Annotated in this window: 8 protein-coding genes; all 8 read left to right on the plus strand. The window is 41.3% G+C overall.

The annotated features are described in order from the left end of the window. The first annotated feature begins 85 nt into the window (after window positions 1–85). The 8 genes from J5A55_RS05230 to J5A55_RS05265 all read left to right on the plus strand — a co-directional run bounded on the left by J5A55_RS05230 (window position 86) and on the right by J5A55_RS05265 (window position 13,104). Window positions 86–2,665 carry a TonB-dependent receptor gene (locus J5A55_RS05230; RefSeq protein ID WP_004384471.1) on the plus strand — a complete coding sequence of 860 codons (2,580 nt, stop codon included), beginning with the start codon at window positions 86–88 and terminating at the stop codon, window positions 2,663–2,665. A 21-nt stretch (window positions 2,666–2,686) separates the two neighbouring features. Beyond that, entirely contained in the window at window positions 2,687–3,925 is a 1,239-nt protein-coding gene (locus J5A55_RS05235) for a DUF5689 domain-containing protein (RefSeq protein WP_004384470.1), read from the plus strand. A gap of 24 nt (window positions 3,926–3,949) precedes the next feature. Continuing rightward, window positions 3,950–4,918: a choice-of-anchor J domain-containing protein gene (locus J5A55_RS05240; protein WP_004384469.1), complete on the plus strand. Its 969-nt coding sequence runs from the start codon at window positions 3,950–3,952 to the stop codon at window positions 4,916–4,918. Window positions 4,919–5,048: 130 nt separating this feature from the next. Next, entirely contained in the window at window positions 5,049–5,300 is a 252-nt protein-coding gene (locus J5A55_RS05245) for a type B 50S ribosomal protein L31 (RefSeq protein ID WP_004384468.1), read from the plus strand. 129 nt (window positions 5,301–5,429) lie between these two features. Continuing rightward, complete coding sequence (locus J5A55_RS05250) at window positions 5,430–6,359, plus strand: DNA/RNA non-specific endonuclease (RefSeq protein WP_004384467.1); 930 nt, start codon at window positions 5,430–5,432, stop codon at window positions 6,357–6,359. 597 nt (window positions 6,360–6,956) lie between these two features. Beyond that, window positions 6,957–8,207, plus strand: a complete 1,251-nt coding sequence (gene hflX / locus J5A55_RS05255) for a GTPase HflX (RefSeq protein WP_004384465.1) — start codon at window positions 6,957–6,959, stop codon at window positions 8,205–8,207. Between the two features lie 75 nt (window positions 8,208–8,282). Continuing rightward, window positions 8,283–10,136, plus strand: a complete 1,854-nt coding sequence (locus tag J5A55_RS05260; RefSeq protein WP_004384464.1) for a DUF4954 family protein — start codon at window positions 8,283–8,285, stop codon at window positions 10,134–10,136. A 37-nt stretch (window positions 10,137–10,173) separates the two neighbouring features. Continuing rightward, window positions 10,174–13,104, plus strand: a complete 2,931-nt coding sequence (locus J5A55_RS05265) for a M16 family metallopeptidase (RefSeq protein ID WP_004384463.1) — start codon at window positions 10,174–10,176, stop codon at window positions 13,102–13,104. The last annotated feature ends 59 nt before the right edge of the window (window positions 13,105–13,163 follow it).

Genomic DNA, 13,163 nt, shown 5'->3' on the forward strand with positions numbered 1-13,163 from the left:
AAAAATCAATCAAAAAACCTTTTCTTTTTAAAATTTATTTCGTTACTTTGCACTCAAAGTATAACATATATTAATGTAATCAACTATGCAGAAAAAGCTGACACTAGCTGTTTTAGCCCTTTGTAGTTCTTCTATTATGGTGGCACAAAACACTAAAACGGAAACGAACCAACAGGAACAAACAGCCAACGCTATGGATGAATCAGCGTTCACATTCACCGAAGCACAACTTGGTGAAGACAATGACATGAACGACAATGTCACGATTCTTAACTCAAATAGTAATGTTTATGCTTCTCAAGTAGGCTTTCTTTACTCTCCAATGCGCTTTCGTTATCGTGCATTGAACCAGAAGTACAACGACATCTACATCAATGGAGCACCGATGAATGACATGGAAAGTGGGCAGTTCCGCTATTCTATGGTTGGCGGTATCAACCAACAAACACGCAACGTTGACTTCGCTCTACCTTTTGAGAATAATAATTTCTCAATGACAGGATTAGCAGGAAGCAACAATTATGACTTCCGTGCAGGTTCTATGGCTGCTGGTCATCGTATCACTCTTTCTGGTGCTAACCGCAATTACACCCTCCGTGGTATGTACAACTATGCTTCCGGATTCAATGCTAAAGGATGGGCTATCGCAGCAAGTGTTGCTTATCGTTGGGCAAATCGTGGTTATGTTGAAGGCACATTCTATAATTCATTATCTTATTTCTTCGGTGTTCAGAAGAAATGGAACAATGGTCATTCATTGGCATTATCTACATGGGGTAATCCAACCGAGCGTGCTTCTCAAGGCGCAAGTACTGATGAGGCATATTGGCTTGCTAATGATTATCAGTATAATCCTTATTGGGGTTATCAAGAAGGGCGCAAGCGTAACAGCCGTGTTGTAAACGATTTCGCACCTTCTGCAATCCTTACTTGGGATTGGGATATCAATAAGAAGATGAAACTCACAACGAGTCTCTTCGCTAAGTACTCAATGTATAAGAGTACAAAGTTGAATTACAACAATAGTGATAACCCACAGCCAGATTATTGGAAGAACCTTCCAAGTAGTTACTTTGACGTATGGAATGAGAGCGATGTACGCTATCGTACATCACAGGCATACGCTGATTGGAAGACAGCTGTTGCATGGTGGGGCAACAAGGAGAATCGCCAGATTCAATGGGATCGCCTTTACTATGCTAATAGGCAAGCCGCTGCTAATGGACAAGATGCGCTCTATTATCTACAAGCAAAGCACATTGACAACCTAACAACAACACTCTCTTCAACTCTTACCAACCATATTGGTAAGAATAAGGTTCTTAATGTTGGCTTCGCACTTGGTCAGAACTTCGCGCGTCATTATCAGACAATGGAAGATTTATTAGGTGCTAAGAGCTTCCATAACGTAAATACTTACGCTATTGGAACATACGCTGCTAATGATTCGCGCATACAATATGACCTCAACACAATGGGTACAAAAGGCTTGGGAAATCTTGTTTATGAAGGTGATAAGTTCGGTTATGACTATAACATCAACGTACGTCGTGGTCAACTATGGGCTAGTTACAACGAAACCATTGGGAAGTTGAATTACATGGTAGCTGGTAGATTAGGCTATGATAACATGTATCGTAATGGTCACATGCGCAATGGTATGTTTGCAGATAACTCATACGGTAAGAGCAAGCATGCAGACTTCGTTTATGGAGGTTTGAAGACAAGTGGTACTCTTACGCTCGGCGGTGGTAATGCGCTTTCTTTAGGCTTAGGTTACGAACACCGCGCACCTAGTGCAAGCAATGCTTTTGCCTCTCCAGAGATGAACAACGACTTTATCCTCAACCTTCGTAACGAGCGAATCTTCTCAAGCGAATTGAGTTATCAGTACTCTGGCAGTTGGTTACATGCTAACCTTAGCGGTTATTACAACCACATGACACACGTAACTGAATGGCAGAACTTCTACTTCGATGATGCTAACTCATTTACTTATGTTAGCATGACTAACATAAAGAAGAATTATTATGGTGTTGAGTTAGGACTCGACTTTAAGATTAATAGCTTCTTAAACTTTAAGGCACTTGGAACATGGAGTGAAGCTAAAAACATCAATAATGCTGATGCTATTTACATGAACTCTACAAAGAGTACATATAATAAGGATGTTGTTTACAACAAGGGTATGCACGAAGCAAGCACTCCTCTGAGTGTATATAGTGGTATCCTCAGCTTCCACAAGGCAGGTTGGTTCATCGACTTGAGTGGCAACTACTACGATCGCATCTATCTCTCATACGCTCCAAGTTTGCGTTATGGTAACACTCTCCGCACAATGGGTACCACACTCGGTGGTATGGATGCCGACGGAAACTATACTCCATACGCACAAAGTGAAGGCAAAGGGGGATTCATGTTGGATGCTTCCATTGGAAAGAGTCTCTATTTGCCACATGGAAGTTTGTCTATCAACTTGATGATTACGAACCTCCTCAACAATCAGAAGATTGTTAGTGGTGGCTATGAGCAGAGCCGCAGTAACTATACTATTAATAGAGCAACTGGTGCTGCAACAACACGTGCTTACGACTTCTATCGCAACCCAAAGAAATACTATGTAAATGGTATCAATGGCATGTTGAACGTCGCATATAAATTCTAAAACTAAAGGACAGAAACGATTATGGTAAGATTTAAGTATTTAATAATGGCAGCTGTATGCGCTCTCTTCGCATCTTGCATGAACGATGGTTATACTGACCCAGACGAGAATGCACCAGCTCCTTATGGTAATAACGAACTGACAGAGACGAATGTCATTACTATTGCACAGCTGAAGAATAACTTTGCAACTTACATTGCTACCGACTATCGTGATGGTCGCAGCTTTGCAAAAGTTGATAATGATGTAAAGATTAAGGCGATTGTTACTAGCTCTGATGTACAAGGCAATATCTATCAAGAACTAGCCTTGCAAGATGCAACAGGTGCTATCATTGTTGGTGTAGCGCAGGGTGGACTCTATGGATCACTACCTGTTGGTACAGAAGTGTTGGTTAGCTTGAAGGATCTTTATGTCGGTAACTATGGTAAACAGGCTCAAATCGGTGTACCATCGAAGAATGCAACAGGTGCAGATGTCATTGGACGAATTAGTCGTGCCGCTTGGGATCAACACTACAAGATTCTTTCAACAGGACATAAAGTTGAGCCTACCCTCTTTGCAACAGGTTCAACACCTACAACATGGAACCTTGATACAGACGGAGGTAAGCTCGGTGTAATCCGTAACGTTAGTTTCAAGAGTAGCAACAACGCAAAGGTAAAAGACACCTTCGCTGATGCTAATGGTGGCGCAGGTAGCGTAAGCTGGACATTGAATGAGCAGGATGGGAAAAAGGTAATTGTATATAACAGTAATTTTGCCGACTTTGCAAATGCTAAAGTTCCAACAGGTAAGGTGGATATCACAGGTATCATCAAGCGTTTCAACAACCAGTGGGAAATCATCATTCGCTCTTTGGATGATATTAAACCAGCAGAAAGAGTTGATCCATTTGCAGGGCTTCCAGGTACTGGTGATGGCACTCTTGCTAATCCTATTGATGTAACCCGTGCCTTAGCTTACATTGCTTCTGGTCATGCCGATGCAACAGAGTACTATATAAAAGGTAAGATATCTTTAGTCAACAGTGTTGATACAGGCACTTATGGTAATGCTGAATATTACATATCAAATGACGGCACAACCAGCAATCACCTCATGGTATTCCGTGGCTATTGGTTGAATGGTGCTAAGTTCACCACAGCAACAGCCTCACAGCTTACTGTTGGTAAGACTGTTGTTATCCTCGGTAAGTTGAAAGACTATAATGGTACACCTGAGGTTGACCAGCGTAGCAAGATTATCTCAATTAATTAACAAGCAAAAGTAACAATACACAAGATGAAAAAGATTATTTATTCAATGATGGCATTAGCTATCTCTGCCACAGTTTTCACCAGTTGCGAGGATGTACCTTCGCCATATAACATGACGTTCGATAATGATAATGTTACACCTACCCCACAACCAAAGACCGACCTCAACACAGAGGCTACCGCTTGGACGGTTGCTGAAGCCGTGCAGAAGATACAGGCAGGACAAACCTCCAATGGTGAGGCATACGTAAAGGGTATCATCTCTGCCATAACTTACTATGATCAGAACCATAAGAGCCTTACTTATTATATCTCTGATAATGGTACAGACAAGACGCTTCAGATTTTCTCTGGTAAAGGTGTAAATGGTGCAGACTTCGCAGCTAAGACAGACTTACAAGTTGGTCAGACTGTAGTTGTTAAGGGTAATCTCAAAGAATACACCAATAAACAAGGACAAAAAGTTATGGAGATGGAAAAGGGTAGTAAGATTATCACCATCGGTAGTTCTACTACTCCACAACCATCAACAGCAGTCCTTACTGCAAAATTTGCAACAGGTGAAGACAATTTCACAATCAATAACATCAACCTGCCTTCAGACCTCACCTTCGTTTGGCAGCACGACGCTACAAACAAATACATGAAAGCTTCTGCATTTAAGAGTTCACACAACTACGCTGCTCAAAGCCGTCTCGTTTCTCCTAAATTCAGTCTTGCAGGTAAGACGACCGCTACACTTTCATTCAAGCATGCAGCTCGTTTCTTTGCCAACGCAGCCAATGAGTTCAAGGTACAAGTCTCTACTGATGGTACAACATGGCATGATGTAGCCGTTTCAGCTTATCCAACAGGAGCTGACTGGAAGTTTATCGATGCTACATGTGATCTCACAGCCTATACTGGTCAATCAACTGTTTACATCGGATTTCTCTACACCAGCACAGCAATAAAGGCTGGTTCATGGGAGATCAAGGACGTAGAGGTAAAGTAAAAAACAATATGAAATATTTGGCAGGGTGCAGAATTATTCGTAATTTTGCACCCTGTTGAGTATTGACTCCCAGCTTATTTAGGAGGAAGACAAAGACAAGACACATTATTAACAATTAGATAATAACAAAATGAAACAAGGTATTCATCCAGAAAACTATCGCCCCGTCGTATTCAAAGATATGTCCAACGGCGATATGTTCCTTTCAAGATCTACATGCAAGACTACAGATACAGTAGAGTTTGAAGGCGAAACTTACCCAGTGGTAAAAGTCGAAATTTCAAGTACCTCTCACCCATTCTATACAGGTAAGAGCAAACTTGTTGATACAGCAGGTCGTGTAGACCGCTTCATGAGCCGTTACGGTAAGTTGAAGAAGTAATCGATAAATATCTTTCGATTTAAAGACATATAAAGTGCGAACAAACGTAGTTGCATATACGTTTGCTCGCACTTTTGCATTTGAAACAATCATCTTTTCTAACTTATTTTACCCTCCTAACACAAGATAATGAACAGGATATTATTAAGCACAAGTACATTCTTTCTCTCATTGCTGGCTCTATCTACTTTCTCTTCATGCAGCAAGGACGATAGCAACTCCAATGGTACTGGCAAAGCAAAAGCTGTCGTTAATAACGCAAACTCAAACTTAAAGGATGTTCGACCAGCAACACATCGCCTTGAATTTCCAAGGCTAAAGGGCGGAAGCAGCACTATTCTCACACATAAACTTAACACAGGGGAGATAAACTATAGCGTGGAATGGGACATTGTAAAGAAGTCGAACAGATGGACCTGCTATGAGATTTATGCGAGAAACGTTGAGAAAAACGTACCAAGGAAGCCATACACCGATCCGAATCAGTATCCCTTTGACCCACTTTTCCCTGCTAATGCTTTCTTTACTTACGATCCTTACCGCGGTTCAGGCTACGATCATGGACATCTATGCCCCTCGGAAGATAGGAGATACTCAAGGGATTCGAACGACCAGACATTCTATCTTAGCAACATGCAACCTCAAGTTCATGGCTTCAATGCTGGCGTTTGGGAGACGATGGAAAGCAAGATGAGAACATATATCACTGCTGCCAAAATCTCAAAAGATACACTCTTCATCTGTCGTGGTGGTACGATTGATAAGGCAGGACAATTCATGACGATTAGAAGTAACTTCATCGTCCCTAAATACTTCTTCTCAGCTGCCCTGATGAAGTATAAGGTGTACGGACAAGATAAGTGGGAGTACAAGGCTATCGGCTTCTGGTTTGAGCACAAAATTAATTCTGACAGGTCGCTTAAACCCTATGTTGTCAATATCAATGAGCTTGAGCAACTCACTGGTATAGACTTCTTCTGCAATCTACCAGACGACATTGAGCAAAAGGTAGAAAGCGTGTCAAAAGAGAAAATCATAGACCTCTGGAACATACGATAGGTACTTCCTACTCAAAAGAACGGACTTTACAGACTGTTTAATAACAGGTCTACCCAAACGTTCTCACCCGTTTGCGAATCGTTTACCACCTGTTCCAGCATTATTTATCACCCGCTTCCCATCTTTTTCTGACGTGTTACGCATCATTTATACACGCAGATAAAGTTAGTTTCATCATGGTGAGACACAAATTTCATCGTGAAGAGACACTCGTTTCATCATGATGAGACACTGGTTTCATCACGATGAAACTAATAAAAGATGTGCATAAAAAAGATGCAAGACGCATGGGAAAGGAATGGGAGACAAGGGAGAAAGAATGCGGAAACCTATTAGACAAAAAGCGCAAACAGGGTTCAAGATGTAATTATGTTAGGTATAAATGATGCGGAGACAGTATGATGTTTTTACGAAGCAATATCCCTTAAGATCAGAAACATTATTATCTTGATTCTTAAAGGACATAAAAACGGAGGCTATGATTAGTATTTTTCAGAATTTATAAGTACCTTTGCCATGTAGCAGGAGGTGTAAGAGAAAGCTAGCCAAAGCTATGCTATTACGCACACTACCAATATTATAAGAGAAGAATACTGAATGAAAGAATTTATCATATCTGAAGTAAAAACAGAGACTGCTATATTAGTGGGTCTCATCACAAAGGAGCAAGACGAAGCCAAGACAAAGGAGTATCTTGACGAACTAGAGTTCCTTGCTGATACCGCAGGTGCTGTTACCGTTAAACGATTCACACAGAGAGTGAATGGTCCGAGTGCTGTTACCTACGTTGGTAAGGGTAAGCTCGAAGAAATCAAAGAATATATCAAGCAGAAAGAGGACGACGATGAGCCTATTGGTATGGTTATCTTTGACGATGAGCTATCAGCCAAGCAGATGCGCAATATCGAGCAGGAACTCGGCGTAAAGATACTAGACCGCACCTCTCTCATTCTCGATATCTTCGCTATGCGTGCGCAAACAGCCAATGCGAAGACACAGGTAGAATTGGCACAATATCGTTATATGTTACCACGCCTACAACGCCTATGGACACACTTGGAGCGTCAGGGTGGCGGCTCTGGTTCTGGCGGTGGAAAGGGTTCAGTAGGTTTGCGTGGTCCTGGTGAGACTCAGTTGGAGATGGACCGCCGTATCATCCTCCAGCGAATGTCTCTCTTAAAGCAGCGATTAGCCGAAATAGATAAACAGAAAACAACCCAACGTAAGAACCGTGGGCGTCTGATTCGTGTAGCACTAGTCGGTTATACGAATGTGGGCAAGTCAACCACTATGAATCTGCTCGCCAAGAGTGAGGTGTTTGCTGAGAATAAGCTCTTTGCAACCTTAGACACAACCGTGCGTAAAGTAGTTGTAGAGAATCTTCCCTTCCTGCTTGCTGATACCGTAGGGTTCATACGCAAACTCCCCACAGACTTGGTCGACTCCTTCAAATCAACGCTTGATGAGGTGAGAGAGGCCGACTTACTTTTACATGTTGTGGATATTTCTCACCCTGATTTCGAAGAGCAGATACAGGTTGTAAACCAAACGCTTAGCGAATTAGGTTGCGCTGACAAACCATCTATGATCATCTTCAACAAGATCGATAACTACCATTGGATAGAAAAGGAAGAGGACGATCTCACACCTGCAACTAAGGAGAACATTACCTTAGATGAGCTTAAGAAGACATGGATGGCTAAGGAGCATGATCAGTGTTTATTCATCTCTGCAAAGAAGAAGGAGAACATTGATGAGTTCAAGGAAGTGCTTTATAAGAAAGTACGTGAGCTGCATGTGCAGAAGTATCCCTACAATGACTTCCTTTATAACATCGAAGAGGAATAAATATTATTGGGCTAATTGGGCTAATAAGACTAATTGGGCTAATAAGGCTAACAACAACAAATAAAACAAAAGAATATGCAATATCGTTCCCTAACACCTGAAGAGATAGACCTTCTAGAGAAGAATAGCTGCTGGGCTGAGGATTGGACTCATGTGAAGGTTGCAGAGGAAGACTTTCAAGCAAAGTTCTTCCATCGTGTGATGTTTTATGGTGATATCCGATTAGGAAAATGCCAGAAGGATATAGAAATAGCGAAGGATTTCGTTAAGCACTCGGGTATTAACGATGCCACCTTACGCAATGTCACAGTAGGTGATAACTGTTTAATAGAAAAGATAGGGAACTATATCAATAATTACACCATTGGTGACGACTGCATTATCTCAAATGTCTCTGTTATGGAGACAACAGAGGGAGCAACCTACGGAGAAGGCAATCTAATTGCTGTGCTCAATGAGGTAGGCGATGGAAACGTTATCCTATTCCATGACTTAAACAGCCAGTTTGCTGCATTCATGGTTAAGCACTTCAATGATAAAGACCTCAAGAATGCAATACGTAGGCTTGTCTCTGAAGAGATAGCACGCACCAACCCTGACCGCGGTACCATCGGTAATAACGTGAAGATCATCAATACACGTGAGATAACAAACACGGTTATCCAAGATGATTGCGAGATATCAGGTGCTAGCCGATTGAGTGATTGCACAATACTTAGTTCAGAGAATGCTAGTGTATTCATTGGTACTGGTGTCATCTGTGAGAACTCGATTATATCAGATGGATCTAGTATTGTGAATAGCGTAAAGATGCAAGATTGTTTTGTTGGAGAGGCATGCCAGATAACTAATGGTTTCACTGCCTCACAAAGTGTATTCTTTGCTAATTCATTCATGGCAAACGGCGAGGCTTGTGCTGCCTTCTGCGGACCTTTCTGCGCATCGCATCACAAGAGCTCACTACTCATCGGTGGTATGTTCTCCTTCTATAATGCAGGTTCAGGAACCAACTTCTCTAACCATGCGTATAAGATGGGACCAATGCACTGGGGAATATTGGAACGTGGTACGAAGAATGCCAGTGGTAGCTACCTGTTAATGCCAGCTACGATAGGAACATTCTCTGTATGCTTTGGTAAATTAATGCACCACCCTAACACAACAGCTCTTCCCTTCTCTTATCTTATTGCAGAGGCCGACAAGATGTTCCTTGTGCCTGGTCGTAACATAACAACAGTAGGACTTTATCGTGACATACGCAAGTGGCCTAAACGTGATATGCGTCCGCAACAGTCACAGAAGAGTATTGTCAACTTCGATTGGCTGTCACCTTTCTCTGTTGGTGAGATATTAAGAGGAAAGAAGATATTGGAAAGTCTGCGTCAAGCGAGTGGTGATAACGTATCAGCATACAACTATCACGAATACACCATCAATGCTTCCAGCCTGCGTAAGGGTATCAAATACTACGATATAGCCTTGCGCATCTACATGGGTGCAGTGCTCAAGCGTGCACATAAGTGGGGCTTCTTTGGTAAACCAGAGACCGAAGTCGGTACAGGCAAATGGAACGACTTATCAGGCTTATTACTTCCAGAATCAGAAGAAATGCGCCTCATCAGTGATATTAAGGATGGTACGCTTGAAACCATACAAGATGTTATTGAACGCTTTATGGAAATCAACGAGAACTATCGAGTATATCAATGGGCATGGACTTATCGCATGATTCTTGAATATTATGGAATCAAGGAGATTACTGCAGAAGACGATGAACGTATCAAGAAAGATTACGTGGAAGCACGTCGTGCATGGATTGCCGAAATTAGGAAAGATGCTCAAAAGGAGTTTGATATGGGCGATGTGGAGCCAGAAGTATTTGAGTCTTTCGTCAATAGCCTTGATCATGAGATAGACTTTGAGAATTGATAACCAACCTTATATTCAACAACTAAACTATTATTGTATGAGAAAGTATTTCCTTAATCAAATCTACATGAAGGGGATTTGTGTGGGAGCAATGCTTCTACTAACAACCCTTGTGGGACATGCACAACGTTACAACTACGAGAGTGTGCCAAATGACCCCATGCAAACGCGTATCTATACGCTGAAAAACGGACTGAAGATTTACTTATCAGTAAACAAGGAGAAACCTCGTGTGCAAACTTACATTGCCGTTCGAACAGGGTCACGTAATGACCCAAAGGAGACAACTGGTTTGGCTCACTACTTAGAGCACCTTATGTTCAAAGGTACTACCCACTTCGGCACATCTAATGCCGAAGCAGAACGTCCTTATCTAGATTCTATTGAAGCACGATTCGAACAATATCGTCACATCACTGACCCAGTAGCACGCAAGAAGTGGTATCATCAGATTGATTCCATCTCTCAACTAGCTGCTCGTTATAATATTCCTAACGAGTACGATAAGATGATGACTGCTATTGGAAGTTCTGGGACAAATGCCTACACATCGAATGATGTCACTTGTTATGTTGAGAATATCCCTTCAAATGAGATTGACACATGGGCAAAGATAGAAGGTGACAGATTCCAAAACATGGTAATCCGTGGTTTCCACACAGAGCTTGAAGCTGTGTACGAGGAGTATAACATCGGACTGGCAAGTGACTGGCGCAAGATGTATGCAGCTTTGTTTGCAAAGTTGTTCCCTACACATCCTTATGGAACACAAACAACGATTGGACTTGGAGAGCACTTAAAGAACCCTTCAATTGTCAATATTAAGAATTACTTCCACAAGTATTATGTTCCTAACAATATTGCTATCTGTTTATCTGGCGACTTGAATCCAGACGAGACTGTGGCAACTATTGATAAGTATTTCGGTAATTGGAAGCCAAGTGCACATATAGATGTACCACAATATGCTGCTCAACCTACAATCACAGCGCCTATCGACACAATTGTTATAGGTAAAGAAGCTCCTATGTTCTTCATGGGTTGGCGTGCTGACGCTAGTAACTCTCAACAGATTGATACCCTAGAAGTAATTGGAGAGTTACTATCGAATGGCAAAGCAGGTTTATTCGACTTAGACCTCAATCAAAAGATGAAGGTACAAGAAGTCGGTGCTGGCGTTGCTGATATGAACGATTACTCTGTATTCTATCTCCATGGTCAATCTAAGAAAGGACAAACATTACCAGAAGTTCGTAGTTTGGCATTAGATGAGATTGAGAAGTTAAAGAAAGGACAATTCTCTGACGATTTACTTCCTTCTATCATCAACAACTATAAAAGACATTATTACACACAGCTCGATAACAATCAGTTCCGAGCAAAGCAATTTGTTGATGCATTCATCAATCATAAGAACTGGAAACAGGAAGTAGAAAAGATTAGTCGTATATCTAAACTAACAAAGACTGACATCGTTAGGTTCGCTAACCACTTCTTTGGTAATAACTTCGCCTGTGTTTACAAAGAGCAAGGCAATGACACTACTATTAAGAAGGTGGAAAAGCCAGCCATCACTCCTATCCCTACGAACAACGATAAACATAGTGCGTTCTTGGAGGAGATTGTAAATACAAAGGCAACTCCTATTCAACCTCAGTTCGTTGATTATAAGCGTGACCTGACAAAGGCGACAACAAAGAAGGGCTTGCCTATCCTTTATAAGCAGGACACATCTAACGATCTCTTCACGCTGTGCTTTGTTCTTCCTTTCGGTGACGAACACGATCCAAAGCTCGCTTATGCAGCTGAATATCTTGAGTATCTTGGAACTAATAAGCTCACAAACGAACAGATTAAACAACAGTTCTATAAGTTAGCATGCGACTATAGAATCTCTGAAAGGAATGATCGTACATATATCACACTCAATGGTCTGAACTCAAATATGCCACAAGCTCTTGCCTTATTAAATGATTTACTTAATAATGCAAAGGTGGATAAGCGGGCTTATAACCTCTATGTTGAACAGGTTTTGAAATCACGCAGTGATAATAAAGCTAATCAGCAACAGAACTTTGCTGCTCTGAGAAACTATGCAACGTATGGAGAATACAACCCAACCCGTAATATTCTTAGTGAACAAGCTCTTAGAGCAATGAATCCACAAGAACTACTAAATATGTTGAAAGGGTTGAAGAACTATAAGCAGACAGTTCTCTATTATGGACCATCAAGTCTAAAGGCTATTGATGAACTTGTTAGTAAAACCATTCAATCACCTAAGAAGTTTGCAGAAGTTCCTGCTGCTAAACGTTACGTAGAGCAGACAACACCAAAGAATGAGGTGATTATTGCTCCTTATGAGGCAAAGAATATCTATATGGTACAGCTTCATAACGAGAATCAAGATTGGACACCTGAACGTGCCCCAATCATTGCTCTATTCAATGAATACTTCGGTGGTAGCATGAATGCTATCGTCTTCCAAGAGTTACGCGAAGCACGTGGACTTGCTTACTCTGCCTATGCACAATATGATACACCTTATCGTTTAGGTGATAAGGAGAGTTTCTACACCTATATTATTACACAGAACGATAAGATGATGGATTGTGTACACGAGTTTAACAAGCTCCTTGATGATATGCCTGTGCGTCAAGCAGGTTTTGATCTAGCAAAACAAAGTTTGATGAAGAGCTTGGCGTCTGCACGTACCACAAAGTACTCTATCCTCACTTCTTACCTTGCAGCACAACGATTAGGACTTGATACCTCATTAGGCGAAGTTATTTACAAAGCTCTTCCAGCACTACAACTGAAAGATGTAATCGACTTTGAGAAGAAGTATGTAGCTAATAAGCCGTTTAAGTACATCATTCTTGGTGATGAGAAAGAGCTTGATATGAAGGGGCTTGAGAAGATTGCACCTATCAAGAAGGTTACTACAGAAGAAATCTTCGGATATTAGAACAAGGTAAAAGCGAATAAACAAGAAACATACAAAAACATAATAACAAACAAATAGAA

The sequence above is a fragment of the Prevotella veroralis genome (assembly GCF_018127765.1).
Classification (GTDB): Bacteria; Bacteroidota; Bacteroidia; order Bacteroidales; family Bacteroidaceae; genus Prevotella; species Prevotella veroralis.

Excerpts from the sequence above, each read along its gene's own strand:
- J5A55_RS05230 (WP_004384471.1), top strand. The coding sequence starts at position 86 with ATGCAGAAAAAGCTGACACTAGCTGTTTTAGCCCTTTGTAGTTCTTCT.
- J5A55_RS05235 (WP_004384470.1), top strand. The coding sequence starts at position 2,687 with ATGGTAAGATTTAAGTATTTAATAATGGCAGCTGTATGCGCTCTCTTC.
- J5A55_RS05240 (WP_004384469.1), top strand. The coding sequence starts at position 3,950 with ATGAAAAAGATTATTTATTCAATGATGGCATTAGCTATCTCTGCCACA.
- J5A55_RS05245 (WP_004384468.1), top strand. The coding sequence starts at position 5,049 with ATGAAACAAGGTATTCATCCAGAAAACTATCGCCCCGTCGTATTCAAA.
- J5A55_RS05250 (WP_004384467.1), top strand. The coding sequence starts at position 5,430 with ATGAACAGGATATTATTAAGCACAAGTACATTCTTTCTCTCATTGCTG.
- hflX (WP_004384465.1), top strand. The coding sequence starts at position 6,957 with ATGAAAGAATTTATCATATCTGAAGTAAAAACAGAGACTGCTATATTA.
- J5A55_RS05260 (WP_004384464.1), top strand. The coding sequence starts at position 8,283 with ATGCAATATCGTTCCCTAACACCTGAAGAGATAGACCTTCTAGAGAAG.
- J5A55_RS05265 (WP_004384463.1), top strand. The coding sequence starts at position 10,174 with ATGAGAAAGTATTTCCTTAATCAAATCTACATGAAGGGGATTTGTGTG.